The organism is Microbacterium hibisci, from assembly GCF_015278255.1.
GTDB lineage: Bacteria > Actinomycetota > Actinomycetes > Actinomycetales > Microbacteriaceae > Microbacterium > Microbacterium hibisci.
In genome coordinates, this window is the sequence record NZ_JADIJC010000005.1 from 278,102 (window position 1) to 304,077 (window position 25,976).

General features: G+C 71.5%; 27 protein-coding genes. 16 read left to right on the forward strand and 11 right to left on the reverse strand.

From position 1 onward, the window contains the following. Positions 1-18: 18 nt before the first annotated feature. The 4 genes from IM770_RS11670 (at position 19) to IM770_RS11685 (ending at position 4,350) form a co-directional block, all read left to right on the forward strand. Complete coding sequence (locus IM770_RS11670) at positions 19-1,248, forward strand: alanine racemase (protein WP_203581305.1); 1,230 nt, start codon at positions 19-21, stop codon at positions 1,246-1,248. Continuing rightward, positions 1,245-2,558, forward strand: a complete 1,314-nt coding sequence (locus IM770_RS11675; protein WP_203581306.1) for a D-arabinono-1,4-lactone oxidase — start codon at positions 1,245-1,247, stop codon at positions 2,556-2,558. The genes IM770_RS11670 and IM770_RS11675 overlap by 4 nt, the downstream gene beginning before the upstream one ends. 82 nt (positions 2,559-2,640) lie before the next feature. Continuing rightward, positions 2,641-3,207: a LemA family protein gene (locus IM770_RS11680; protein WP_203581307.1), complete on the forward strand. Its 567-nt coding sequence runs from the start codon at positions 2,641-2,643 to the stop codon at positions 3,205-3,207. Positions 3,208-3,252: 45 nt separating this feature from the next. Then, complete coding sequence (locus IM770_RS11685; RefSeq protein WP_203581308.1) at positions 3,253-4,350, forward strand: DNA glycosylase AlkZ-like family protein; 1,098 nt, start codon at positions 3,253-3,255, stop codon at positions 4,348-4,350. Between the two features lie 24 nt (positions 4,351-4,374). Here IM770_RS11685 and IM770_RS11690 read toward each other — a convergent pair whose 3' ends face one another. After that, complete coding sequence (locus IM770_RS11690) at positions 4,375-5,691, reverse strand: winged helix-turn-helix domain-containing protein (protein ID WP_203581309.1); 1,317 nt, start codon at positions 5,689-5,691, stop codon at positions 4,375-4,377. A gap of 95 nt (positions 5,692-5,786) precedes the next feature. On the opposite strand from IM770_RS11690, the gene IM770_RS11695 reads away from it, so the two are divergent. Further along, positions 5,787-6,977, forward strand: coding sequence for an AI-2E family transporter (locus IM770_RS11695; RefSeq protein ID WP_203581390.1), 1,191 nt, complete (start codon positions 5,787-5,789; stop codon positions 6,975-6,977). A gap of 71 nt (positions 6,978-7,048) precedes the next feature. Beyond that, on the forward strand, positions 7,049-8,269 hold the full coding sequence (gene ilvA / locus IM770_RS11700; RefSeq protein ID WP_203581391.1) for a threonine ammonia-lyase: 1,221 nt from the start codon (positions 7,049-7,051) through the stop codon (positions 8,267-8,269). A 48-nt stretch (positions 8,270-8,317) separates the two neighbouring features. Here ilvA and greA read toward each other — a convergent pair whose 3' ends face one another. Next, positions 8,318-8,809, reverse strand: coding sequence for a transcription elongation factor GreA (gene greA, locus IM770_RS11705; protein WP_203581310.1), 492 nt, complete (start codon positions 8,807-8,809; stop codon positions 8,318-8,320). Positions 8,810-8,951: 142 nt separating this feature from the next. Further along, on the reverse strand, positions 8,952-9,350 hold the full coding sequence (locus IM770_RS11710; protein ID WP_203581311.1) for a DUF4307 domain-containing protein: 399 nt from the start codon (positions 9,348-9,350) through the stop codon (positions 8,952-8,954). 113 nt (positions 9,351-9,463) lie between these two features. On the opposite strand from IM770_RS11710, the gene IM770_RS11715 reads away from it, so the two are divergent. Next, positions 9,464-9,781 (forward strand): hypothetical protein, encoded by a 318-nt coding sequence (locus IM770_RS11715; protein ID WP_203581312.1) that lies wholly within the window; start codon positions 9,464-9,466, stop codon positions 9,779-9,781. Positions 9,782-9,831: 50 nt separating this feature from the next. Here IM770_RS11715 and trhA read toward each other — a convergent pair whose 3' ends face one another. Further along, complete coding sequence (gene trhA, locus IM770_RS11720) at positions 9,832-10,575, reverse strand: PAQR family membrane homeostasis protein TrhA (RefSeq protein WP_239066083.1); 744 nt, start codon at positions 10,573-10,575, stop codon at positions 9,832-9,834. A gap of 112 nt (positions 10,576-10,687) precedes the next feature. Here trhA and IM770_RS11725 point away from each other — a divergent pair, with 112 nt between their 5' ends. The 4 genes from IM770_RS11725 to IM770_RS11740 all read left to right on the forward strand — a co-directional run bounded on the left by IM770_RS11725 (position 10,688) and on the right by IM770_RS11740 (position 15,392). Then, positions 10,688-11,473 carry an isoprenyl transferase gene (locus tag IM770_RS11725; RefSeq protein ID WP_203581313.1) on the forward strand — a complete coding sequence of 262 codons (786 nt, stop codon included), beginning with the start codon at positions 10,688-10,690 and terminating at the stop codon, positions 11,471-11,473. 83 nt (positions 11,474-11,556) lie between these two features. Then, on the forward strand, positions 11,557-12,687 hold the full coding sequence (locus IM770_RS11730; RefSeq protein ID WP_239066084.1) for an aminotransferase class V-fold PLP-dependent enzyme: 1,131 nt from the start codon (positions 11,557-11,559) through the stop codon (positions 12,685-12,687). Between the two features lie 254 nt (positions 12,688-12,941). Further along, positions 12,942-14,297: an RNA 5'-3' helicase PhoH2 gene (phoH2, locus tag IM770_RS11735; RefSeq protein WP_203581315.1), complete on the forward strand. Its 1,356-nt coding sequence runs from the start codon at positions 12,942-12,944 to the stop codon at positions 14,295-14,297. Between the two features lie 168 nt (positions 14,298-14,465). After that, complete coding sequence (locus IM770_RS11740) at positions 14,466-15,392, forward strand: hypothetical protein (protein ID WP_203581316.1); 927 nt, start codon at positions 14,466-14,468, stop codon at positions 15,390-15,392. A gap of 104 nt (positions 15,393-15,496) precedes the next feature. On the opposite strand, the gene IM770_RS11745 is transcribed toward IM770_RS11740, so the two are convergent. From IM770_RS11745 to xseA, 7 genes are all read right to left on the reverse strand, one after another. Next, positions 15,497-16,153: a response regulator transcription factor gene (locus IM770_RS11745; RefSeq protein WP_203581317.1), complete on the reverse strand. Its 657-nt coding sequence runs from the start codon at positions 16,151-16,153 to the stop codon at positions 15,497-15,499. Then, on the reverse strand, positions 16,150-17,658 hold the full coding sequence (locus IM770_RS11750; RefSeq protein WP_203581318.1) for a sensor histidine kinase: 1,509 nt from the start codon (positions 17,656-17,658) through the stop codon (positions 16,150-16,152). The genes IM770_RS11745 and IM770_RS11750 overlap by 4 nt, the downstream gene beginning before the upstream one ends. A 47-nt stretch (positions 17,659-17,705) precedes the next feature. Then, positions 17,706-19,100 carry a class II fumarate hydratase gene (locus IM770_RS11755; protein WP_203581319.1) on the reverse strand — a complete coding sequence of 465 codons (1,395 nt, stop codon included), beginning with the start codon at positions 19,098-19,100 and terminating at the stop codon, positions 17,706-17,708. A gap of 67 nt (positions 19,101-19,167) precedes the next feature. Next, positions 19,168-19,779 carry a carbonic anhydrase gene (locus IM770_RS11760; RefSeq protein ID WP_203581393.1) on the reverse strand — a complete coding sequence of 204 codons (612 nt, stop codon included), beginning with the start codon at positions 19,777-19,779 and terminating at the stop codon, positions 19,168-19,170. Between the two features lie 35 nt (positions 19,780-19,814). Further along, positions 19,815-20,462: a DUF4245 family protein gene (locus IM770_RS11765; RefSeq protein ID WP_203581320.1), complete on the reverse strand. Its 648-nt coding sequence runs from the start codon at positions 20,460-20,462 to the stop codon at positions 19,815-19,817. Next, positions 20,462-20,722, reverse strand: a complete 261-nt coding sequence (locus tag IM770_RS11770; RefSeq protein WP_203581321.1) for an exodeoxyribonuclease VII small subunit — start codon at positions 20,720-20,722, stop codon at positions 20,462-20,464. The genes IM770_RS11765 and IM770_RS11770 overlap by 1 nt, the downstream gene beginning before the upstream one ends. A gap of 9 nt (positions 20,723-20,731) precedes the next feature. Beyond that, entirely contained in the window at positions 20,732-22,069 is a 1,338-nt protein-coding gene (xseA, locus tag IM770_RS11775; protein WP_203581322.1) for an exodeoxyribonuclease VII large subunit, read from the reverse strand. A gap of 124 nt (positions 22,070-22,193) precedes the next feature. Here xseA and IM770_RS11780 point away from each other — a divergent pair, with 124 nt between their 5' ends. The 5 genes from IM770_RS11780 (at position 22,194) to IM770_RS11800 (ending at position 25,904) form a co-directional block, all read left to right on the forward strand. Continuing rightward, a complete protein-coding gene (locus IM770_RS11780; RefSeq protein ID WP_203581394.1) occupies positions 22,194-23,234 on the forward strand; it encodes a 4-hydroxy-3-methylbut-2-enyl diphosphate reductase in 1,041 nt (346 codons plus the stop codon). Next, positions 23,231-23,842, forward strand: a complete 612-nt coding sequence (locus IM770_RS11785; RefSeq protein WP_239066085.1) for a DUF6264 family protein — start codon at positions 23,231-23,233, stop codon at positions 23,840-23,842. The genes IM770_RS11780 and IM770_RS11785 overlap by 4 nt, the downstream gene beginning before the upstream one ends. A gap of 128 nt (positions 23,843-23,970) precedes the next feature. Further along, positions 23,971-24,510, forward strand: coding sequence for a sigma-70 family RNA polymerase sigma factor (locus IM770_RS11790; RefSeq protein WP_239066086.1), 540 nt, complete (start codon positions 23,971-23,973; stop codon positions 24,508-24,510). Further along, positions 24,507-25,205 (forward strand): hypothetical protein, encoded by a 699-nt coding sequence (locus IM770_RS11795; RefSeq protein WP_203581323.1) that lies wholly within the window; start codon positions 24,507-24,509, stop codon positions 25,203-25,205. The genes IM770_RS11790 and IM770_RS11795 overlap by 4 nt, the downstream gene beginning before the upstream one ends. A gap of 147 nt (positions 25,206-25,352) precedes the next feature. Next, positions 25,353-25,904, forward strand: coding sequence for an MOSC domain-containing protein (locus IM770_RS11800; protein ID WP_203581324.1), 552 nt, complete (start codon positions 25,353-25,355; stop codon positions 25,902-25,904). Positions 25,905-25,976: the final 72 nt, after the last annotated feature.

Consider the following 25,976-nt stretch of genomic DNA (forward strand, 5'->3'; position numbering starts at 1 on the left):
GCACCCGAAGCGAGCCGTATGAGTCTCGATCTGCTGTCCACGCCCACCGCGACGAAGCCGTGGGAGAACCCCGCCACCTACTGGGGCGCCATGAGTCATGCCGTGGCAGACCTCAGCGGGCCCGTCGCCGCGGTCAACGCCGCGGCGCTCCGCTACAACGCCCTCGACCTCGTCGTGCGGGCCGGCGGCGTGCCGATCCGCGTCGCCAGCAAGTCCGTGCGCGTGCGCGAGGTGCTCGACGCCGTGCTGGCGCTTCCGGGCTACCACGGCATCCTCGCCTTCACGCTCCCCGAGGCCCTCTGGCTGGCCGTCACCCACGACGACATCGTGCTCGGCTACCCGACCGTCGACCGAGCCGCGATCGCCGCCCTCGCGGCGTCTGGACACGCCGCGTCGCGCGTCACGCTCATGGTCGACGACCTCGCGCAGCTCGACATCGTCGATGCCGTCGCGGCGCCCTCCACCCGGCCCGAGATCCGCGTGGCGATCGACGCCGACGCCTCGTGGCGGGCTCCCGGCCTCGGGCACATCGGCGTGCTGCGCTCGCCCGTGCACGAGGCGGCCGAGGTCGCCTCGCTGGCGCGCTCGATCGCCGCCCGGCCGGGCTTCCGCCTGGTGGGGCTGATGATGTACGAGGCGCAGATCGCCGGTCAGGGCGATGCGACGGGAGCGGGGGATGCCGTCGTCCGCTGGATGCAGCGGCGCTCCGGCGCGGAGCTGCTCGAGCGTCGCGCCGCGATCGTCGCGGCCCTGCGCGACATCGCCCCGCTGGAGTTCGTCAACGGCGGCGGAACGGGATCGCTCGAGCTGACGGCATCCGATCAGTCCGTCACCGAGCTCACCGCCGGCAGCGGACTGCTCGCCGGCCACCTCTTCGACGGCTACCGCGCCTTCGACCCGGCACCCGCCGCGGCCTTCGCGCTGGAGGTCGTCCGCAAGCCGCAGCCCGACGTCGCGACCGTGCTCGGCGGCGGCTGGATCGCGTCGGGACCCGCTCTGGAGTCGCGTCAGCCGCGGGCGGTCTGGCCCGCGGAGCTGCGCACGGCGAGCCGCGAGGGGGCGGGCGAGGTGCAGACGCCGCTGCGCGGTGCCGCCGCCCGCGACCTGCGGCCGGGCGATCGTGTGTGGTTCCGCCACTCCAAGAGCGGCGAGCTGGCAGAGCGCGTCGATCGCTATCACGTGGTCGAGGGCGACGCGCGCGTCGGCGAGCTCGCGACCTACCGCGGTGAAGGGAAGGCGTTCCTGTGACCCGTCCCGGTGGTGTGTGGCGCAATTGGGGGCGGTCCGAATCGGTGCGACCGCAACGCGTGGAATATCCGCCCACCGTGGCCGCGGTGCAGCGCGCAGTGACGGCCGCCGCGGCGCAGCGGCTCCCGGTCAAGGCCGTGGGTGCCGGTCACAGCTTCACCGGCATCGCGGTGGCGCCCGGTGTGCTCCTCGAGCTGGCCGATCTCAGCGGGCTCGTATCGGTCGACCCGGATCGTGGTCGGGCGACGCTCCTCGCAGGCACGCGGCTGCACCAGGTCCCGGCTCTTCTCGCGCCCTTCGGGCTGGCCATGGAGAACCTCGGCGACATCGACCGTCAATCGATCTCCGGTGCGATCTCGACCGGAACGCACGGCACGGGCGGGCGGTTCACCGGCATCGCCGGCCAGGTGGTCGGCGCGACGCTCGTCACCGCGACGGGCGAGCTGCTCACCGTCGACGAGCACGAGAATCCCGAGCTGATCCCCGCCGTCGCGCTCGGCCTCGGGGCTCTCGGCATCCTGGTCGACGTCACGATCCAGTGCGTGCCCGCGTTCGTGCTCCATGCCGTCGAGCAGCCGGAGGCCCTGGACGACGTGCTGGCGGCGATGGACGACCGCGTCGCGGGCGCCGACCACTTCGAGTTCTACTGGTTCCCTCACACCGACCGGGCCATGACGAAGACCAACACGCGGCTGCCCGAGAGCGCGCCACGGCATCCGCTCGCTCCGGTGGGGAAGTGGATCGACGACACGCTCGTGGGCACCGGCCTTCACCGGATCGCGTGCGCGACGGGCAAGGCGATCCCCGCTCTCGTCCCGCCGATCAACCGGCTGTCCGCGCGGATCTGGGGGGATCGCGAGTTCACGGATGCCTCGGCCCGCGTGTTCGCGACGAACCGGTCCGTGCGGTTCCGTGAGATGGAGTACGCGCTGCCGGCGGCCCATGTGCGTCCGGCCTTCGAGGCGATGCGCGCTCTGATCGACGAGCGTGGCTGGCGGATCGGCTTTCCGGTCGAGGTGCGTTTCGCCGCCGCCGACGACCGCTGGCTGTCGACGGCGCACGGACGTGCCTCGGGCTACATCGCCGTCCACCGGTACTGGCGCGAAGACCCGGCCGAGTACTTCGAGGCGGTCGAAGAGATCATGCTGCGTTTCGAGGGTCGCCCGCACTGGGGGAAGATGCACACGCTCGGGGCGGACGTGCTGCGCGAGCGGTACCCCCGGTTCGACGACTTCGTCGCCCTGCGGGACCGCCTCGATCCGGAGCGACTGTTCCGCAACCCGTACCTGGATCGGGTGCTCGGTGGGTAACGGCTGAGAGTAGGCGGATCGGCCACGTGAGGGCTCCACGCGCGTCGGTAGGATGAGGGCACTATCGAACGGAGCCTCGGCAATGGAATGGCTGATCCCAGTCCTCATCGTGGTGGCGCTCGTCGTCATCGTCGGCATCTATCTCTGGGCCACCTACAACTCCCTGGTCCAGCTGAATGTGCGAGTCGATGAGGCCTGGAGCGACATCACCGTGCAGCTCAAGCGACGAGCCGACCTGCTGCCCAATCTCATCGAGGCGGTGAAGGGCTACGCCACGCACGAGAAGGCCGTGTTCGAGCGCGTCACTCAGGCGCGCGCCGACACGCTGTCGGCGACCGGTCCGGCCGAGGCCGGTGCCGCGGAAGGGCGCATGCAGCAGGCGCTGAAGTCGCTGTTCGCGGTGGCGGAGGCGTACCCGCAGCTGCAGGCGAGCCAGAACTTCCTGCAGCTGCAGCAGTCCATCGTCGACACCGAAGACAAGATCCAGGCCTCCCGCCGGTTCTACAACGGCGGTGTGCGCGAGCTGAACACCAAGATCAAGGTGTTCCCCAACAATCTCTTCGCCCGCAACCTCGGCTTCCACGAGCGCGAGTTCTTCGAGGTCATCGACGGTGCCGCAATCTCGGAGCCGCCCCGCGTGCAGTTCTGACACGATCAGGCGACCCCTGTCGGCGCCGGGCTGTAGCGTCGCCTCATGCCCCATCGGCTGACTCGTGAGCAGGCGCGCCGCGTGGCGGTGACGGCTCAGCTGCTCGCGGCGGAACGGCCCGCCGGCATCGTCGAGACCGTCGACGCGCTCACCGTCGTGAACATCGAGCCGACGTCGGCGATCGCGCCGAGCGCCGATCTCATCCTCTGGAGCAGGCTCGGCTGGCCGTACCAGCCCGCCGACCTCGTGCGGCTCGTCGAAGAGGACCGCGCGGTCTTCGAATGGGGCGGGTTCTACCGCGCCATGACCGACCTCCCGCTCCTGCTTCCCGAGATGCGGCAGCGCCCGCGAGCCGCGGAGGCGCGCGAGTGGCTCGCGGCGAACGACAGGTTCCGGCGCGAGGTCATGGCGAGGCTGCGGGCCGACGGGCCGCTGCGCGCCGCGGACATCCCCGACACCGCGCAGGTGTCGTGGCGGTCGACAGGATGGACGAACAACCGCAACTCGATGCAGCTCCTCGAGATGCTCGTGCTCTGCGGCGACGTGGCGATCTCGTCGAGGGATGCGGCGGGTCGGCTGTTCGACGTCGCCGACCGGGTCTACCCGTCCGACGTCCCGGTGCTGACCGACGAAGAGGCGGCTCGCGAGCGCGCGGAGCGGCGACTGGCGTCCTTGGGCATCGCCCGCGCGAAGGGCGTGGCGCAGCCGCTCGAGCCGGTCGACGTGGGGGAGATCGGCGAGGAGGCGACGGTCGACGACACGCCGGGAGTGTGGCGGGTCGATCCGGGCATCCTCGCGGCGGCCGACGCGTTCGCCCCGCGGACCGCGTTGCTCTCGCCGTTCGATCGGCTGGTCTTCGACCGGCGACGCCTCGAAGAGGTCTTCGGCTACGAGTACCTGCTCGAGATGTACAAGCCGGCGGCGAAGCGGAGGTGGGGCTACTTCGCGCTGCCGATCCTGTACGGCGACCGGTTCGTCGGCAAGCTCGATGCGAAGGCGGACCGCAAGGCGGGGGTGCTGCGCGTGAACGCCGTCCACGAAGACCAGCCGTTCAGCGACGAGGTGAGGGAGGCGGTGGATGCCGAGCTCCGTGCCCTCGCCGGGTGGCTGGGGCTCGAGATCGTCGGCCGGCCGGCTGCATGACGCTCCGGCGCGGTGGCGTCGGCCTCAGCCCGTCGACGCCAGAGGGACCGGTCCGCGCGCCCCGGATCCAGCGGGCTCATCGGGCGCCAGGGGCACCGGTTCCGCCGGCCCGGCGTCGTGACGAGCCGCCTCGGGCAGCGCGCGCGCGAGGTCTTCGACCGCGTCGCCCCAGCGCGACACCGAGAGCGACTCGAGCCCTTGCCAGTTCGCTGCGAGCCGCAGCTCATCGGCGAGACGTGCCGCAGCATGGGCGGGCTTGCCGTGCTCCCACCAGGCCGACTGCACGAGCAGTGTCGATGCGGCCCGGTCGGCCTTGAGGTCGACCCTGCCGACGATGTCGTCGCCGATCAGGACGGGCAGCGAGTAGTAGCCGTACCGGCGCTTCGGCGCGGGGGTGTAGATCTCGATGCGGTACTCGAAGTCGAACAGGCGCTCGGCGCGGTCGCGGAACCACACCACCGGATCGAACGGCGTGAGGATGGCGGCGGCGTCGATGCGCCGGGGAACGGCGGCATCGGCGTGCAGCCACGCCTTGGCGGGACGGCCGGCGGTGGTCCAGCCCTCGACGTTGACCGGCTGCAGCTCGCCGGCGTCGACGAGGTCGTCGAGGGCAGCGGTGATCGCCTTGCGATCGGCGATGCGCCAGTAGTCGGCGATGTCGGCCGCGGTCGCCACGCCGTAGGCGCGCGCCGCGCGCCGCACGAGCTCGAGGATGGCGTCTTCGCGGGCGACGGGTGCATCCAGCACCTCGCGGGGGATGACCTGCTCGGCGAGCGCGTAGCGACGCTCGAAGCCGCGCCGGCCGGCGATCGCCACCTCGCCGAACAGCCACAGGTGCTCCAGGGCGTGCTTGACGACGTCCCAGTCCCACCACGGCCCGCGCGCGGCCGTCTTGGCGTCGTGCTCGATCTCGGCGGGGCGCAGCGGCCCGCGGTCGGCCAGCTCGGCCCGCACCCAGTCGACGATGTCGCGGTTCGCGTCGAACCACCCGCCGGGCTTCGACCCGTACTTCGCGCGCATCGCCCGCATGCGGAAATCGAAGAGTCCCCAGTCCGTGGCGGGGATGAACGCCGCCATGTGCGCCCAGTACTCGACGTAGGGTCCGCGGCGTTCGAAGAGCAGGCGGTCCAGCGTCGCGGTGTCGTACGCCCCGAGCCGCGAGAACAGCGGCATGTAGTGCGACCGCGCGAAGACGTTGACGGAATCGATCTGAAGGGTGCTCATGCGGGCGAGCGCGCCGTTGAGCTGGCGGGTGCCGGCCGCGGCGGGACGGGCCCGGCCGAAGCCCTGCGCCGCGAGCGCGACCCGGCGCGCCTCCGCGGCGCTCAGCGTGGATCTCACGGGCGTCAGCCTAGTGACCGGCTCCGACACCGCTCGCGGTCCATGACTGCTGCGGAATGCGACGCGCCTAGACTGGGCGAATGAGCACTGGGCGGATGGGCGGCTCCGACGACAAGCCCCGCGGCTCGATCTTCGACGCGGTCCGCGACCGCAGCCGGGTCGTCACGACCGACACCTCGGCCGCCGTCCCGCGCGGCCTGCGCGTCGCGACGGCGTATTCGTGGCGTCTCATCGTCGTCGCGGTCGCGGTCGGCATCGCGGTGTGGCTCGTCATCCAGCTGAAGCTCCTGGTGATCCCGCTCCTCGTGGCGATCCTCATCACTGCGCTGCTGTGGCCCGCGTTCGCCTGGATGCTGCGGCACCGGGTGCCGCGCTGGCTCGCCATCGTCATCGCGGTCGTCGGCACCCTCGCGATCGTGAGCGGGCTCCTGTGGCTCGTCGTCTGGCAGATCGTGCAGCAGTGGGACTCGGTGCGGGACAGCACGGTCGCCGCCATCGAGCAGTTCCGCCAGTACCTCATCGACGGGCCGCTGCATCTGAGCGCGGAGCAGATCGACGACCTGCTGGATCAGGGCTGGGCGTTCGTGCAGGAGCAGGCGGAACTGCTGTGGTCGGGGGCGCTCGCGATCGGCTCGACCATCGGTCATGTCGTCACCGGGGCGGTGCTGGCGCTGTTCATCCTGCTGTGCCTCCTCGCCGACGGCGCGGGCATCTGGCGCTGGACCCTGCGGCTCTTCCCGAAGAAGGCACGGCCCGCCGCCGACGGCGCCGGCCGGGCCGGGTGGATCACCGTGGTCAATTACGCCCGCACGCAGCTGCTCGTCGCGACGATCGACGCGGTCGGCATCGGACTGGGCGCGGCGCTCCTGGGAGTCCCGCTCGCGATCCCCGTCGCCGTGCTCGTCTTCCTGGGCGCCTTCGTCCCCATCGTCGGAGCGGTGGTCACCGGCACGGTCGCGGTCTTCCTCGCGCTCGTCTACAACGGCCCCTGGATCGCGCTGTGGATGCTGGTCGTGGTCCTGGGCGTCCAGCAGCTCGAGGGCCACGTCCTGCAGCCGCTGCTCATGGGCTCGGCCGTCAAGGTCCACCCGCTGGCTGTCGTGCTCGTGGTCGCCGGCGGCGCGATGATCGCCGGCATCCCCGGCGCCCTGTTCGCCGTGCCGCTCGCGGCCTTCGTCAACGTCGTCGCCGTCTACCTCGCCGAACGCGCGTGGGAGACGGGTGCGAGACCCAGCGGCGACCTCATCTGGAGCACCGTCCCGCGGCAGAGGAGAGTCCGTTCGTGACCACCGCCATGTCTTCCGCCGACCAGGTTCCGCACACCGCGGAGCCCGCCTCGTCGGCACCCGGTTATGCGATGCCGACCCTCGAGGACTTCGCGGATGCCGCGGCGACCCTCGAGGGCGTCATCTCGCACACGCCGCTGGACGAGTCCCAGCACCTCTCCGACGTGCTGGGCGTCCCCGTGCACCTCAAGCTCGAGAACCTGCAGCGCACCGGATCGTTCAAGATCCGCGGGGCGACCTATCGCCTGTCGCGGCTCACCCCGGAGGAGCGGGCACGCGGCGTGGTGGCGGCATCCGCCGGCAACCACGCGCAGGGCGTCGCCCTCGCGGCGAAGGCGCTCGGCATTCCGGCGACCATCTTCATGCCGCTGGGCGTGCCGGTCCCGAAGCTGCTGGCGACGCGGGGCTACGGCGCCGACGTCGTGCTCGAGGGGGCGACGGTCGAGACGCCGCTCCGGCTCGCCGCGGAGTTCGCGGACCGCACCGGGGCCGTCTTCATCCACCCGTTCGACCACCCTGATGTGATCGCGGGTCAGGGCACCCTCGGTCTCGAGCTCATGGACGAGCTGCCCGACCTCGACACGGTGGTGCTGGGCATCGGCGGGGGAGGCCTCGTCGCCGGCGTCGCCGCCGCCGTGAAGGCCCGAGCGGCCGCGGAAGGGCGCTCGGTGCGGGTCATCGGCGTGCAGGCCGAGAACTCGGCGGCCTACCCGGCGTCACTCGAAGCCGGGCGTCCGCTCGAGGTGCACACCTCGCCGACCATCGCCGACGGCATCGCGGTCGCGCGGCCGGGCGACCTGCCCTTCGAGATCATCCGCGACCTGGTCGACGACGTGGTCACCGTGTCGGAGGACGACATCGCCCGTGCCCTGCTGGTGCTCCTGGAGCGCGCGAAGCAGGTCGTCGAGCCGGCGGGCGCGGTCGGGGTGGCGGCGATCCTCGCGGGCAAGGTCGTCGCGAACGGCCCGACCGTGACGGTGCTCTCCGGCGGCAACATCGATCCGCTGCTGCTGCAGCGCGTCGTCGCCCACGGGCTCTCGGCATCCGGTCGGTACATGACCCTGCGCATCCCGCTGCCGGATCGTCCCGGGCAGCTCGCCCGCGTGTCGGAGCTGCTCGCCATCGCGGGCGCCAACGTCATCGAGGTGCTGCACACCCGCCACGGCCAGGGCCTGCAGATCAGCGAGGTGATCCTGCAGCTGAGCGTCGAGACGCGCGGTGAGGAGCACCGGGCGCACGTGATCTCGGTGCTCGAGGGCGCCGGCTACGCGCCGACCGTGATCCACGACTAGCGGGCAGAGGCCGTCGCGCGCCGCACGCGGGGCTTCGGCCCCGCCGGGTCACTGCCCGTTGTAGGTCTCGACCTTGACGATCTCGACGGCGATCTCGCGACCGTTCGGCGCGGTGTAGGAGGTCTTCTCGCCCTCCTTGCGGCCGAGGATCGCGGTGCCCAGCGGCGACGCCTCGCTGTAGACGTCGAGTTCGGAGCCGACGGCGATCTCGCGGTTGCCGAGCAGGAAGACCTCTTCGCCGCCCGCCACGATCGCGGTGATGACGGTGCCGGGCTGGACGACGCCGTTGCTCTCGGGAGCCTCGCTGACCGTCGCGGTCTTGAGCAGGTGCTGCAGCGTGCGGATGCGGGCCTCCTGCTTGCCCTGCTCGTCCTTGGCGGCGTGGTAGCCGCCGTTCTCCTTCAGGTCGCCTTCTTCGCGCGCGGCCTCGATGCGCTTGGCGATCTCCTCGCGGCCGGTCGTCGAGAGGTGCTCGAGTTCGGCGGCCAGGCGGTCGTACGCGTCCTGGGTGAGGAAGGTCACGGGGGCGTCGGTGGACACGGCTGACTCCTTCGTTGGGCCCGAGGGGTCGCAGAACCGGACGGGCATAAACCGAACGCCCCGGCTCACGGCCAGGGCGCGATTCGACTGATGTGTCCCGTCAGGATACGTCACCGGCCGTGCCGGGACAAACTCGCGACCTTCAGGAGGGCAGCACCCAGCACGAGTTGACGAACCCGGTCGTGGCGAGCGCCGTCGTCGGGATCGTCTCGCGGAACGCGCGGGCGTGGAGATCGGATGCCGGGATCTCGACGACGCGCCACCCGACGACCCCGTGCTCTTCGTCCTGCGCCTCGATGGCGCACGCGACCGCCGAGCCAGGAGGCGCGGTGATCTGGAACCCGAGGGTGACGAAGTGCTCGTCATCGACCTCGAACGACGTGGTGTCGGAGTCGACGGAGTCGAGCGCCCCCTGCACCGTCCACCAGCCGAACAGCGCCACCAGCGCGACGGCGACCGTGATGGCGGCGCCGATCAGCCACCCGCGCGCGGGCGACCGGCGTCGGCCGTAGCGCTCGTCGAGCACGTCCTGCGTGGTCACGCCGCTCCTGGTTCTCGTCGGGCCGGATGGGAAGATTAGGCTGGAACTCCAGGCTAAGCGCTCGCGCGCATCCCGACGAACACGCCCGCCCGCGCGGGCAGAGCGAGGACCCCATGCAGCACGCGATCGTCGCCCTCATCACCGCGCCGACCCCGACGCCGACGCCGACGATGGAGGTCGATCCCGACCTCGTCACGCCCGGCGTCTGGGGCTTCGTGATCACCGCGCTCGTCGCGGTGGCGGTCATCTTCCTCGTCTGGGACATGATGCGCCGCATCCGGCGGGGGCGCGTCCGCGCCGACATCCAGGAGGAACTGGACGCCGAGGCCCAGGCGGCACGCGCGGTCGAGGCGACCGACGTCGACGATCAGAGCATCGACCCCGAGGACGGACGCGGGCAGGGCGGCGGGAGCACTCCTCCCCGGGGCTGAGCGACGCTGTCGTACACGGAAGACGGATGCCGCGGCATCCGTCTTCCCGTTCAGGCAGGCAGGCCGAGCGACGGCGACAGCGGATCGAGGGCGATCAGCAGACAGGCCGTCCAGTGGCACAGGAACGCGAGCACCGTGCACACATGGAAGATCTCGTGGAAGCCGAAGTGCCCGGGCCACGGGTTCGGCCGCTTGAGCGCGTAGACGACGGCGCCGAGGGTGTAGAGGATGCCGCCCACGGCGACCAGGACCATCATCGCCGCGTTGGCCTGGAACAGCGGGACGAGGTACATGACGGCCGCCCACCCCAGCAGGAGATAGAGGGCGACGTAGAGCCAGCGCGGCGCGTTGATCCAGAAGACGCGGAAGAGGATCCCGAGAAGCGCGCCGCTCCAGACGAGGATGAGCAGCAGGGCTCCCTGCTGCGGCGGCAGTGCCAGCGTCGCGATCGGCGTGTAGGTGCCGGCGATGAGCAGCAGGATGTTGGCGTGATCGATGCGCTTGAGGATCGCCTTGGTCTTCGGCTTCCAGTTGAAGCGGTGATACAGCGCCGAGTTGCCGAACAGCAGAAGCGAGGTGGCCATGAACACCGCCGAGGCCCACTTGGCGGGCGCGCCCTGGGCGAGCGCGATCAGCACGATGCCGGCGGCGATCGCGATCGGGAAGGTCGCCGCGTGGATCCAGCCGCGCCAGCTGGGCTTGAGCTCGGGGGCGGCGGCGTCTACGGCCGCCGCGTCCATGAGCGGCAGCACGGGCACGTCTGGTGCCTGGCGAAGACGACGACGGGGGCTCATCCCCTCAGCCTAGAGCGAGCCGCATGCCGCGGATGGAACATACTCGGTGTCACTGATGATGGCACTCGGTTCCACGCTAGGGGACGCGTCGGGAGCGGGGTAGCGTAGGCGTGTGGCGCGCGGCGAGACGAACGAGGGCAGGGGCCCCCTCTACCGCCTCTACATCAACCGTCTCCGGCGTCGACTCGATCCCGCATCGGTGCCGCGGCATCTCGCGATGATGATCGACGGCAACCGCCGCTGGGCCCGGCAGCTGGGCTACGACTCGGCCGCCCACGGCCATCGGGCCGGCGCCGCCAAGATGCAGGAGTTCCTGCGGTGGTGCGATGACGTGGGCATCCGCGTGGTGTCGCTCTACCTGCTCTCGAACGACAACCTCCGCAAACGGGACTCGAAGGAGCTCGCCGACCTCATCGAGATCATCGCGGAGCTCGCCGACGAGCTCTCGCACGAACGCGACTGGCGGGTCAAGCACGTCGGCCGATCCGACGGCCTGCCGACGGATCTCGCGCGCGTCCTGGCCGAGGTCGAGGAGCGCACCAAGGACAAGGTGGGGATGCACGTGAATCTCGCGGTCGGCTACGGCGGCCGCGGTGAGATCGTCGACGCGGTCCGCAGCATCATCGCCCAGCATCACGAGCGCGGCGGCTCGCTGGAGGAGCTGGCCGCGAGCCTCACCCCCGAGCAGATCGGCGAGCACCTCTACACCGGCGGCCAGCCCGACCCCGACCTGGTGATCCGCACCTCGGGGGAGCAGCGGCTGAGCGACTTCCTGCTGTGGCAGTCCGCTCACTCGGAGTTCTACTTCGTGGAGGCGCTCGGGCCCGATCTGCGCGAGGTGGACTTCCTCCGCGCCATCCGTGATTTCGCATCGCGCGACCGTCGGTACGGCGGGTAGGACGGCTGCGAGGTTTCGCCTCGCGCGACCGCCGGTTCGGCGGATAGGAGTTCGCGCGCACGCACGTTCGCGGCTCTGCCAGAATGATCCGCGTGACGGATCTGGATTCGTATCTGGCGTCGTTCGATGGGGAACCGGGGTATCTGGACTGGGCGGCTTTCGGGCCGCTCTCGCCGGCGGTCCGCAGCGAGGCGCAGGGTGACACCGAGCTGCTCGGCTCGGGACGACGCACGAGCATCGAGCTGGTCGCCGACCACGTCCGCGAGGCGCGCGAACTCGTCGCCGAGCTGATCGGCGCAGACGCCGCGCAGGTCGTGCTCCAGCCTTCGACGACATACGGGCTCATGCACGCGATCTACGGGCTCGCGGGCGGTCTCATGCTCGGGCGAGGCGAGTTCCCGAGCCTCACCGTCGCGGCGACGCGAGCCTCCGAGGCGTTCGGCTCGCTGCAGCTGCAGTGGGTGGAGCCGGCCGACGGCTTCATGACGCCCGACGTCGTGCGCGCGGCGCTGTCGGACGACACCCGCGCCGTCGCCGTCAGCCTCGTGGACTTCCGCACCGGCTACCGGGCCGACCTGTCAGCGCTGCGCGAGGTCATCGGCGATCGCCTGCTGATCGTCGACGCCATCCAGGGGTTCGGCATGGTCGAGGCCGACTACCTCGCTGCCGACGTCGTGTGCGGCCACGGCTACAAGTGGCTGCGCGCCGGTCGCGGCACGGGCTTCGCCTGGTTCGGTGAACGAGCGCTGGAGCGCATCGCCCCGGTGCTCTCCGGCTTCCGGGGCGTCGACGGTGATCTGCCGGTCGACGCCGTGCCCGCCCCGTCGGCGTCTGCGCAGGCGTTCGCGATCTCGGGGCCCGACACGCTCGCCGCGGCTCGGCTCGCCACCGCGCTGCGCGAGGTCGTCGACGTGGGCGTCGCGAGCATCGAGTCCGTCCTCGCGGCCCGCGCCGCCGACGTGATGTTCTTCGCCGACCGCTATGAGGTTCCCGTCGTCACGCCCCGCGAGCCGGAGCGTCGCGCCGGGATCGTCACGCTGGAGCCCGCGGCACAGGACGCCGCCCCGCTCGCTGCGTCACTCGCCAACCACGGCCTCACGGTGACCGCACGCTCTGGTCGCCTCAGGGTGGCCCCGCACGTCGGCACCGGCGCCGACACGCTCCGACTCTTCGGTGACGCGCTGGCCGCCTTCTCCTCCTCGCGGGTCTGGTGAACCGGGGCGTGTCGACGCCCGCGCTCGCCCCGGGTCGGTCGGGGCATGACGGAAGCGACGCGGCCCGCGCCGACGGCATCCGTTAACCGACACGTCACATCTTCGGGCGTGTCGGGTGCCGCCGATGTCGCCGGGCGGTCGTAGCGTGATCGCATCGGGCAAGGAGCCCGGTCGAGTCGGCCTTTCGGATCGCGACTCGTGACCCATGGTCGACTCGTGACTGCCGGGTGAACCACCCGGGGCGGGAGTGGGTTGTGACCACACGAGCACCACACGAGCAGCGCAGTCAGGACCTCGAGCAGGTCGCAGGATCCGACCAGGATCTGCGCACCTATGTTCTCGACACCTCAGTGCTGCTGAGCGATCCGCGGGCGTTCTTCCGCTTCGCCGAGCACAGCGTCGTGATCCCCGTGGTGGTGATCACCGAGCTGGAGGGCAAGCGGCACGACCCCGAGATCGGCTATTTCGCCCGGCAGGCGCTGCGGCACCTCGACGAGCTGCGCGTCGAGCACGGCCGCCTCGACTTCCCCGTCCCCGTAGGCCAGGGCGGAACCCTGCGCGTCGAGCTGAACAACACCGACTCGACCGTGCTGCCCTCGGGCATGCGGCTCGGCGACAACGACAGCCGCATCCTCGCGATCGCGATGAACCTCGCGCAGGACGGGCAGGAGGTCACTGTCGTCTCGAAGGACCTCCCGATGCGCGTGAAGGCGGCGTCCCTCGGCATCACCGCCGAGGAGTACCTCGCCGAGCAGGCCGTCGATTCCGGCTGGACCGGGATCTCGGAGCTCGACGTGTCGGGGGACGACATCAGCGACCTCTACGAGAGCGAGGTCGCCTCGAGCGACGAGGTGCGCGGACTGCCGGTCAACACCGGGCTCATCATCCATTCCGAGCGCGGGTCGGCGCTCGGACGAGTGGTCGGCGACGGCGAGTACCGGCTCGTCCGGGGCGACCGCGAGGTGTTCGGGCTGCACGGGCGGTCCGCCGAGCAGCGCATCGCCATCGACCTGCTGCTCGATCCCGAGGTGGGGATCGTCTCGCTCGGAGGGCGGGCGGGCACTGGAAAGTCGGCGCTGGCGCTGTGCGCCGCGCTGGAGGCCGTGCTCGAACGGCAGCAGCAGCGGAAGATCATCGTCTTCCGTCCGCTCTTCGCCGTCGGCGGGCAGGAGCTGGGCTACCTGCCGGGCGACCAGCAGGAGAAGATGAACCCCTGGGGCCAGGCCGTGTTCGACACCCTCGGGTCGGTCGTCTCGGGCAACGTCCTCGACGAGGTCGTCGAGCGAGGGCTCCTCGAGGTGCTTCCGCTGACCCACATCCGCGGCCGGTCGCTCCACGACGCCTTCGTGATCGTGGACGAGGCGCAGTCGCTGGAGCGCAATGTCCTGCTGACGGTGCTGAGCCGGATCGGTCAGAACTCCCGTGTCGTGCTGACCCACGACGTCGGTCAGCGCGACAACCTGCGCGTGGGTCGTCACGATGGTGTCGCCTCGGTCATCGAGACGCTGAAGGGGCACGGGCTCTTCGGCCACGTCACCCTCGTGCGTTCGGAGCGATCGGCGATCGCCGCCCTCGTGACTGACCTGCTGGAGGCCGGCGAGCTCGCCTGAATCCGCGCGGGTCGCCATGCGATCCAGAGGGCCGGGATGCCTCATCCCGGCCCTCTGCGCTGCCTAGCATGAGAAGAGTCTCATGGCCATTGGCTCTTCGCACGCGGTCGGTCTGTCACCATTGATGAGGGGAAACGAATCCACGCACACACGGAGGGCAGGCGAGACGTGGACGCACGCACGGGACTCGTGGTCGGCGGCATGACCGCCGTCGCGGCGAGCGTCGCCGTCGTGACCGTCGTCGCCCTCACCAACACCGCGGCGCTGTCGGACTCGCCCGCGACGACTGTCGCAGCCGATCACGTGGTGGTTCCTTCCACCGCGTCGCCCTCATCGACGCCGCGCGCGACGCCCTCCGCCACGCCCTCCGCCACACCGGAGGCGCCGGTACCCGACGCCGAGGCCGAGGTGGTCGAGGCTCCGGCTCCGGTCATCGTCGAGGCAGCTCCCTCGCAGAGGACGACCCTCCCGCCCGTCAGGCCGGCCGTCGTGCCCGACGTCGCCATCGCGCCGGTGGTGCCCGCGGATCTCGAATCGGCCATCGTCGCCGCCGAGGCGGCGGGATCCTGGGACGCCGTCCGTGATTGGGCTGCCGCGCGGGGCTGGTCGTCCGGTCGGATCGACGCCCTCGTCGTGCGACTCGAGCGCCAGGCCCAGACGGCGGAGCGCGAGATCGCGGAGCTGCCGGCTCAGAAGGACCTCCGAACCGAGCGGCAGGGACTGGTCGGAGGCCGGCTGGAGCAGCAGCGGGTCGAACAGGAGCGCGTCCAGCAGGAGCAGCAGCGGGTCCAGCAGGAGCAGCAGCGCGTCCAGCAGGAGCAGCAGCGCGTCCAGCAGGAACAGCAGCGCGTCCAGCAGGAGCAGCAGCGGGTCCAGCAGGAGCAGCAGCGGATCGAGCAGGAGCAGCGCGTCCAGCAGCAGCAGCGCGCTCAGCAGACCCAGCAGAACAACGACGTCCACGATCGCCGGGCCGAGCGCCCAGCGGGCGGCGGAGAGCGTCCCGCGCAGGCGGGATCGAACGTCGGACACGGCAACGGCGCCGGTCACGACGGGAAGAAAGACCAGTCGCGCAATTCCCCAGACAAGCGCGACTGATTAAAGGCCGGATCCCCCAGTCCGGCCCTTCACAGCCCCCGGTGTCCCCCAGCACCGGGGGCTTCTTCCTGCCCGGAGTGAGCGCCCGCCTCAGCGGCGGGCGCTCACTCCCAGCGGTATCCGGCGCCGCGGACAGTCACGATGTGATCGGAGCCGAGCTTGCCGCGCAGGTAGCGCACATAGACGTCCACGACATTCGAGCCGGGGTCGAAGTCGAGGCCCCACACGCGGCTCAGGAGCAGCTCGCGGCTGAGCACGCGGCCGGGGTTGCGCAGGAACTGCTCGGCCAGCGCGAACTCGCGCGCGGAGAGGTCGACCTCGCGGCCGCCGACTGTCGCACGCCGGGCCAGGATGTCGAGCACCACATCGCCGTGCGCGATCGAGACGCCCGGCTGCGGCACGCTCTCGCGCAGGCGCGAGCGGACGCGGGCGAGAAGCTCTTCGAACGTGAACGGCTTGGGCACGTAGTCGTTGGCTCCGGCATCCAATCCGGTCACGGTGTCGCGGGTGCTCGACCGGGCGGTGAGCATGATGACGGGGACCGCGGAACCGCGGGCGCGAAGCTCGCGCAGCACCTCGAAGCCGTCCATCGTCGGGAGCCCGACGTCCAGCAGCACCAGGTCGCCGTCGCCGCGCAATGCGGCCTCGAGCGCTTCGGGGCCGTCTTCGACCACGAGCGTCTCGTAACCGGCGGCCTCGAGCCCTCGACTGACGAACGCAGCGATCCGCGGCTCGTCCTCCACGATGAGGATCTTCGTCATCCCGCAGCCTCCCGTTGCAGCACGACATCCCCTGCCCGCACCGGTGCCGGCAGTTCGGCCTCGGTCGGCGGCAAGTGGATGGTGAATGTGGCGCCCCCGCCGGGCGTGTCGGTCACGACGCAGTGACCGCCGTGCCCCTTCGCGATGGCGTCGACGATGGCAAGTCCCAGCCCCGACCCGCCGACGGCGCGCTTGACGTGGGCGCGGTCGAAGCGGCGGAAGATGCGCGAACGGGCGTCCGGCGGGATGCCAGGACCGTGGTCGCGCACCCAGAGGCGGCTGCCCTCAGCGTCGTGCGCACTGCCGATTCCGATGGGGCTGCCCTCGGGGGTGTACTTCGCCGCGTTGTCGGCGAGCTGCAGCCAGGCCTGGAGCAGGCGGTCCTGATCGCCCGTCGTCGTGCCCTCCGCGCTGGCCTCGACGGTCCACGTGTGGCCGGGGATGACGGCGACGAGTTCGCCGACGCGCGCCGTCAGTGCGGCGAGATCCACCTCGGCGAGCGTGTAGGAGTCGGCCTCCGCGGTCGCGAGCAGGTCGATGTCTTCCACCAGCCGTGCGAGCCGGTCGAGCTCGGCGATGCCGATGTCGCGCGCAGAGGCCACGTCGAGGGAATCCCGGGGATCCATCAGCTCGAGGTGCCCGCGCACGATCGTGATCGGCGTCTTCAGCTCGTGGCGGACGTCGTCGAGGAGCTGGCGCTGTCCGTCGACCGAGCCCTCGAGCCGGTCCAGCATCGAATTGACGGTGCGGGACAGATCTGCGATGTCATCGTTGCCGTGCGGTTTCAGGCGCAGCGACAGATCTGTGATCGAGATGGCGTCGGCCGTCTCCCGGAGGTGGCGGATCGGGGAGAGCAGGCGGCCGGTGACGAACCAGCCGACCACCCCGATGGCGGCGAGGACGGCCAGGGCCGCGATGACGTAGGTCGACATGGCCATGGTGACCGGCTGCAGTTCGGCGCCGAGGTCGACGGCGCGGATGTACAGCCCCTCGCGCGGGTCGCCCTCCATGGTGACCGGAACGGCGATGTAGCGGAGCGAGCCGTCGTCGGTGACCACCGTGCCGCGTTTGATCCCGCCGTCCGCTGTCGCCTGGACGGCCCGATCGATCAGCTCCTGATTCCTGTCGATGCGGAAACCCGACAGCGTCGACGGCCGCCAACGGGGCTTTCCGTCGATGAGTGCGACCGAGGCCTCGTTGCGCGCGGGAACCAGGCGGCCGACCACCGCGTACAGATAGTCGTCGATCGACTGGAATCCGTCCTGGTCGAGGTCGACGGTCGCCTCGGGCGCTCCGCCGGAGGCATCGGAGGCGTCGTTCCCACCGGCGACCGCTTCGAGAGACTCGACCTGTCGCTCGAGGCGCTCCTTCACGCTGTTCAGCGCCTGCTCCCTCTGCACGAGGAATGTCACGCTGCCCACGATGGCCAGGCCGACGCACGCGACAGCCAGGATCGCTGCGAGGATCCTGACGCGCGCGGGGACCGGGCGTGGCGTGCGGGCCATATCCCGATTATCCCGCCCGCGACGGCGTTCCGGCATGGGACGGGTGTTCAGCCCGGGTGCGTCATCGAGAGCAGGTCGAGCTTCTCGTCCAGCTGCTCGAGCGTGAGCTCGCCGCGCTCCACATAGCCGAGGTCGATCACGGCCTCGCGCACCGTGATGCCCTTGGCGACCGAGTGCTTGGCGATCTTCGCCGCGGCCTCGTAGCCGATGAGCTTGTTGAGCGGCGTGACGATCGACGGCGACATGCCGGCGTACGCGGCGGCGCGTTCCACGTTGGCCTCGAGGCCGGCGATCGTCTTGTCGGCGAGCACGCGCGAGGTGTTCGCGAGCAGCTCGATCGACTCGAGCACGGCGCTGCCCATGATCGGGATCGCCACGTTGAGCTCGAAGGCGCCCGAGGCGCCGGCCCACGCCACCGTCGCATCGTTGCCGATGACCCGGGCGCAGACCATCAGGGTCGCCTCGGGGATGACGGGGTTGACCTTGCCGGGCATGATCGACGACCCGGGCTGCAGGTCGGGGATGTGCAGCTCGCCGAGGCCGGTGTTCGGGCCGGAGCCCATCCACCGCAGGTCGTTGTTGATCTTGGTCAGCGACACCGCGACGGTGCGCAGTGCGCCGGATGCCTCGACCAGGCCGTCGCGGTTGGCCTGCGCTTCGAAGTGGTCCTTGGCCTCGGTGATCGGCAGCTCCGTGTCGGAGACGATCAGCTCGATGACGCGCTGCGGGAACCCGAGCGGCGTGTTGATGCCGGTGCCGACGGCCGTGCCGCCGAGCGGCACCTCGGCGACGCGGGGGAGCACCGCCTGCACGCGCTCGATTCCGAGCCGGATCTGGCGGGCGTAGCCGCCGAACTCCTGGCCCAGCGTCACCGGAGTCGCGTCCATGAGGTGCGTGCGACCCGACTTCACGACCGTCTTCCACAGGTCGGCCTTCGCCTCGAGGGCGACCGCGAGGTGGTCGAGCGCGGGAATGAGGTCGTCGATGATCTCCTGGGTGACGGCGATGTGCACCGAGGTCGGGAACACGTCGTTCGAGGACTGCGACGCGTTCACGTGGTCGTTGGGGTGCACGGTCGCTCCCAGCGACTGGGTCGCGAGCGTCGCCAGCACCTCGTTCATGTTCATGTTCGACGACGTGCCGCTGCCGGTCTGGTAGACGTCGATCGGGAACTGGTCGGCGAACTCGCCGGCGATGATCCGGTCGGCGGCGCCGGCGATCGCGTCTGCGATGGCGCCGTCGAGCGTGCCGAGCTCCTTGTTCGCCAGCGCGGCGGCCTTCTTGATGCGAGCCAGCGCGACGATCTGCGCCGGCTCCAGGCGGTCGCCCGAGATCGGGAAGTTCTCGACCGCGCGCTGCGTCTGGGCGGCGTAGAGCGCGTTCTTGGGCACGCGCACCTCGCCCATGGTGTCGTGCTCGATGCGGTACTCGGTGTCGGTCACGTCGTCGTTCCTCACGTATCGGTACTGGGGGTGTCGGAGACAGAGGGATGCCGGAGGGGGCGTGCGCTCAGGCGGGCTCGCCGATGCCGACCATCACGTCGGGCACCGCTGTGCCTTCAGCGAGGCGGTAGTTGGCGCCGACGATGGCGAGCCGCCCCTCGGCGACGGCGGCGCTGATCAGCTCGGAGGAGTGCAGCAGCTCGCCCACCGTGTCGCGCAGGTGCTCGCGGCCGACCTCCTCGGCGTCGACGCCGTCGGGGAACACCCCGTCGACGGCCGACGCGCGCTGCACCCGGCGCACGGCCGGGACGATCGGCGAGATGAGGCGCCAGATGTGCGGCGGCAGCGGATCGGCCTCTGGGTCGGTGCTGTCGATCGCGGCCCGGACCGCACCGCAGGCGTCATGACCGAGCACCACGATGAGCGGCACCTGCAGCACCGCCACCGCGTACTCGAGGCTGCCCACGACCGACTCGGAGACGACCTGCCCCGCGTTGCGCACCACGAAGAGGTCGCCGAGGCCCTTGTCGAAGATGATCTCGGCCGCCAGGCGCGAGTCGGCGCAGCCGAAGAGGGCTGCGCGGGGGCGCTGCCCCGCCGCGAGCTCGTGCCGGGTGTCGACATCCTGGCGGGGGTGGCGCGGCTCACCCGCCACGAAGCGCGCGTTGCCGCGCTCCATCTCCTGCCAAGCCTTCGCGGGTGTGGGCTGGTCGCTCACTCGGCCTCCTCGCGCAATGCGGTGATCTGTTCGGTGACGGAGCGCGCCGCCTGTTCGAGGGCGTCCTCGGCGGCGGAGCCGTAGATGAGCACGATGTCGTCGCCGGCGTCGGTGGCGAGCGCGACGGAGAGGTTGCCGCTGCGGTCGGGGTCGAGGTCGTAGCGGTCCCACGTGACGCCGTCGATGGTCACGGTGTCCTGCGGGGCGGCGCCCGAGAGCACGCGCGCGGGCCAGGATTCCTCGGCGTCGAATCCCTGCGCCACACGCAGGAAGCCGCGGTCCTCCTCGCCGGCGGGGGCGTAGACGACCGTGAACGCCCGTGCCGAGCCCTCGCCTTCGATGCCCGCCCGGTTGACGACCCATCCGTCGGACAGCTCGGGGGTGATGACGGTGCGCCCCTCGGAGGCGGCGATGCGCTCGGCCACGGCGGCGACGTCGATCGGCTCGCGCTCGGGCGCGGAGCCGCGGGGCACGCCGAAGATGACGACGGCCACGACTGCGAGAGTCGCCAGAAGTGCGGCGAGGAGGTTGCGCACGTTCTGGCTGGAGCGGTAGACGCGCGATGACTCCGCCTTGCGGTCGGCCGTCTCCTGGGGCGTCTCGGGCCGACCGAGCTCGGCGACGATGCGTGGCTCGCGCGCCATCAGACCGCTCCGTCCGCGCCGGTGCTGCGGCTGTCGGCACGGTCGGCCGACATGCGGGCGGCCTCGAGCCGGCGCTTCGCGCCGAGGAGCCACTCCTCGCAGCGGGCGGCGAGCGCCTCGCCGCGCTCCCACAGCGCGAGCGAGTGCTCGAGGGTGGGCGCACCCTGCTCGAGTTCGGCCACGACGCGGACGAGCTCGTCGCGCGCCTGCTCGAACGAGAGGGCCGCGACGTCGCTGAGGGCGCCGCTCGACTCGGTCATGCCCCCAGTCTAGTTGGGCGCGGGGGAGGCTCCGTCCGCGCCTCCGTCCGCGCGCGGCACGACTCCGCCCGCGCCGGCCTCGGCGACCTCGCCGTCGGAGCGGGCTGCGAACGATCCTCGCCCGACGGTGACGACGACGGGGGTGGACGCCGGAGCCTGGGCCGCGTCGCGCACGATGACGCCGTCGGCCAGGTGCGCGATGGCGTATCCGCGGGCGAGCGTCGAGGCGGGGGACAGCGCCCGGAGCGTCGCCCGCAGCTCGGCGGTGCGGCGCTCGTGCGTCTGCAGCGTCCGGTCGACGCGGTCGCGTCCGCGCGCCGCGAGCAGCTCGACCTCGTGCGCGCGGGTGGTCAGCAGCGTCTCCGGAGCGCGCAGCACGGGGCGGGACCGCAGCTGCTCGAGCTGGGCGATGTCGTGGGTGAGGCGCTGCGTCAGGCGCGAGGTCAGCCGCGAGCGGAGCTGCGCGACGAGGGCCCGCTGCTCGGCGACGTCGGGCACCACGCGCTTGGCCGCGTCCGTGGGCGTGGAAGCCCGGAGGTCGGCGATGTCATCGAGCAGCGGATGGTCGTTCTCGTGCCCGATCGCGCTGACGACCGGAGTGGATGCCGCCGCCACAGCCCGCAGCAGACGCTCGTCGCTGAAGCCGAGGAGCGTCTGCGGGTCGCCGCCGCCGCGGGCGATGATGATGACGTCCACGTCGGGCGCGGCATCCAGCGCCTTCAGCGCCGCGATCGTCTCGGGCACGCACCGGTCGCCCTGCACCGCCGCGTACTTCGTGACGAACCGCACCTGCGGCCACCGCAGCTCGGCGTTGCGGTGGACGTCCTTCTCGGCATCCGAGTTCTCACCGGTGATCAGGCCGATCAGGTGCGGCAGGAAGGGGAGGGGCTTCTTGCGGGACGAGTCGAACAGCCCCTCCGACCGCAGCTGCGCGCGCAGCCGCTCCAGACGCTCGAGCTGGTCGCCGAGGCCGACGTGCCGCATGGCCGACACCGAGAAGCCGAAGTCGCCGTTCTTGGGGAAGTAGTCGGCCTTCACGCACGCGATCACATGGTCGCCCACCCTGAGGTCGCCGGGCAGCCGATCGCGGGTCGACGACCAGATGCGGAACGAGATGGTGGCGTCGGCGGCGAGATCCTTCAACCGCCCGAAGACGTTGCCGCCGCGCTGGTTCCACGCCGTGATCTCGCCCTCGACCCACACCGAGCCCCACGTCTGCACGAAGCCGCGGATCGTGTCATTGAGACGGGCGACGGAGGTCGGAGCCTGCGGCGTCGAGTCGCGCGGCCGCACCGAGTCGGCGGGCGGGGGCTCGCCGGGGACGATGGCCGGCTGGAAACTCGTCATGCGGTCCTTTCGTGTCCGAGCGCGCGTGGCGGCACCGAGGCTCCGTTCAGGAGGCCGCCCGTAGAATCGAGGGGTGAGCACCAGCACTGTGGGACAGACCACTGCGAGTCGGCCCCCTGTGAGCATGCCCGTCCCCCGCATCCCGCGGCGGCGCGAACCGCTCCAGGATATCGCCGGGACCGGACAGAAGCGGGTGCTGCTGGCATCCCCCCGCGGCTACTGCGCGGGCGTGGACCGCGCCGTGATCGCCGTCGAGAAGGCGCTCGAGCGCTACGGCGCGCCGGTGTACGTGCGCAAGCAGATCGTGCACAACATCCACGTCGTCACCGAGCTCGAGAAGGCGGGGGCGATCTTCGTCGAGGAGGTCGACGAGGTGCCGGAGGGCGCCCACGTCGTCTTCAGCGCACACGGGGTGTCGCCGGCTGTCGTGAACGCGGCATCCGATCGCGGCCTCCGCGCCATCGACGCGACGTGCCCGCTCGTCACCAAGGTGCACCGCGAGGCGGTGCGCTTCGCCCGCGACGACTTCGAGATCCTGCTCATCGGCCATGTCGGCCACGAGGAGGTCGAGGGCACCGCCGGCGAGGCGCCCGACCACGTGACGATCGTCAACTCGCCCGACGAGGCCGACACCATCGAGGTGCGCGACCCGTCGAAGGTCGTCTGGCTGTCGCAGACCACGCTCTCGGTCGACGAGACCATGGAGACCGTGCGGCGCCTGCGCGCGCGGTTCCCCGAGCTGCAGGATCCGCCCTCGGACGACATCTGCTACGCCACGCAGAACCGCCAGGTGGCGATCAAGAAGGTGGCGAAGAACGCCGACCTCGTGATCGTCGTCGGCTCCGCCAACTCGTCGAACAGCGTGCGGCTCGTGGAGGTCGCGCTCGAGTACGGCGCGAAGGCCGCGTACCGCGTGGACTACGCCGACGAGGTCGAGCAGGCGTGGCTCGAGGGCGTCGAGACGGTCGGCGTCACCAGCGGCGCCTCGGTGCCGGACGTTCTCGTGCAGGAAGTGCTGCGCGACCTCGCCGCCGCGGGCTATCGCGACGTCGAGGAGGTGCGCACGGCTGAGGAGGACCTGCAGTTCTCCCTCCCGAAGGAGCTGCGCACGGATGCCGCGGGAAAGCGCGACGACCGCGCCCTCGGCGGCCGGACCCGCGCATGACCGACGCCTCGGACGACCCCCGCGCCGCGGGTCGCGCCGTGACCCCGGAACCGAGCGTCGAGGTCCGCCGGTCGCGTCCGCAGTACGGCGAGTACGCCACGCCCGAGGAGCAGCGGGCCCGCATCCAGCAGCCCGCGCCGTGGCAGCTGGCGGCTGTGGCGCCGGTGATGACGGATGCCGTGGACCCCGGCATCCCGTCGGATCCGCCCGTCGCCGCCGAGAAGCGTCAGCGGCCCGTCGACCGCATCATCACGTTCGCACTTCTCGCCTACGGGCTCGTCAACGTCATCTCGTCGGTGCCGGCGTTCCTCGACTACGGCGCGTACGCCGAGACGATTCTGGCGGCCATCGGCGCCGAGGCCGAGGTGTCGGATCCGGCCGGCGGGAGGGCGTGGGGCATCGCGGCGGTGATCGTCCTCACCATCGGCTGGTGCGCGACGGCGGTGGTCTCGGTGTGGAGCATGCGGGCCGGGCGTCTGACGTGGTGGATCCCGCTGGTCGGCGGCGTCGTGTTCATCTTCCTGGCGGGCGCGCTGATGACGATCCCGCTCATGAACGACCCCGCGGTGTGGCAGGCGGTCTTCGAGAGCGCCGGCGGAGCCGGCTGAGCACCTCCGCGGCACGCTGACGCCCGCGCCGCCCGCGCGAGGTGCATACTCGGGAGGACGGCGCGAGGTCGCGCGGATCACCTGAACCTGCGGGTGACGGCTCTCGTGTCTCCTGCGGGAGGTGACGGATGCCGCACCACAGCGTGGACCGCCGCGCCGGCGCCGCGGGCCGGGACGCCGCGCGGCTGGCCGCCCTCTACGACGCGCACGCGGCTCCCGTCTGGCGCTACGTGGTGCACCTCACCGGCGATCGCACCGGCGCCGACGACATCGTGCAGGAGACCATGCTGCGCGCGTGGCGGACGCCGCGGATCCTCGAGCAGGACCCGTCGACGACGCGGTCGTGGATGTTCACGGTGGCCCGGCACCTCGTCATCGACGAGGCGCGCAGCGCGCACCGGCGCCGCGAGATCGACGTGGCCGAGGTTCCCGAGCGCACCACGCCCGACGCGACCGACGCCCTGTTCGAGGCGATCCTCGTGGAGGAGGCGCTCGCCGCGCTGACGACGGACCATCGGGCCGTCGTCATCCGCGCGTACTACCGCGGGCAGACGGTCGCCGAGATGGCGGGCGATCTCGAGATCCCGGAGGGCACGGTCAAGTCCCGCCTCCACTACGGGCTGCGCGCGCTCCGGCTCACCCTGCAGGAGAAGGGGGTGACGCGATGAGCACCGATCACGTCGACTTCGCCGACTGGGATGCCGCGTACGTGGTGCGGGCGCTCAGCGTGGAGGACCGCCGCAGCTACGAGGCGCACCTGGACGGATGTGTCCTCTGCCGCGCGGCCATCGGCGAGCTCGCGCCTACGCTGGGCCTGCTCGCGCGCGTCGACCCGGCGCGCGCGGAGGCGCTGCTGGATCCCGCGACGGGGACCGGCCCGGACCAGGGCATGCGGGAGCGGGTCGTGCTGCGCGGCGTCCGGGAGGCGCGGCGGCGGCGCCTGCTGGCATGGGGCGGCGGACTCGCCGCCGCGGCGACACTGGCGGTCATCGTCGGCTTCGCGGTGACGTCGGCTGTCGCCCCCGTCGCCGGACCCGACGAGGTCGTAGCGCTGGAGGCGGTGACGGATGTGCCGCTGACGGCGGAGATCGAACTGACCGAGGTCGCGTGGGGGACGCGCATCGAGATGGTGTGCCACTACCCGCCCAGCAGCGACCCGTATGACGACGGACAGGAGTGGCCGTACGTGCTCGTGGTCACCGCCACCGACGGCACGTCGAGCGAGCTGTCGTCGTGGCGCGCGGGGCCGGGGACGACCGCGCGGCTCGACGCCGGCACCGCTCTGGATCGCGACGAGATCGCCGCGCTCGAGGTGCGTGCCGTCTCCGACGGCCGCGTGCTGCTGCGCGGCGAGCCGCGCTGAGCCGGTCGGCGCCTCCGCGAGCGCCCGACGACCTCGGCGACCGTCCGGCGCAAGGTCGACGAGCGGCGCGCCGCGCTCTCCTGACGGCCGAAGCGCGCCCCGTCGAGGCCTGGTGGTCAGGTTCCTGGCCGCCGCTAGGATGAGCGGATGCCCCGCCTCGTCGCCGTCTGCGCCGTCCGCCAGCTGCGTCCGGACTCGGGGCCGGTCGGCGTCACGGCGATCGACAAGGGTCCCATCGACGGATCGGTGCGCATCGGTCCGTACGGCGTGCGCAGCGACGTGCAGGCGAGCCGCAAGCACCACGGCGGACTCGACAAGGCGCTCTACGCCTATTCGCAGGAGGATGCCGCCTACTGGGAGTCCGAGCTCGGCCGTGAGCTGCCGCCGGGCTGGTTCGGCGAGAACCTGCGGGTGGACGGGCTCGACGTCAATGACGCACGCATCGGCGAGCGATGGCGCATCGGCGACCGGGTGGAGGTCGAGGTGACGATGCCGCGCACGCCCTGCCAGACCTTCGCCCGGTGGGTCGGCGGTCCCGATGCCCGTGGCTGGGTCAAGCGCTTCTCGAACGCGCGCCGTCTCGGACCGTACCTCCGGGTCGTGCGCGCCGGGAGCGTGCGGGCGGGCGACGAGATCGTCGTCGTGCACCGCCCGGACGACGCACCCGGCTTGCTCGACCGCTACGTCGACCCGGAATAGGCCTGGCTGCAGACGACGGATGCCGCACCCCCGGGCCTCTCGCGAGGCCGGGGACGCGGCATCCGGTGTGCC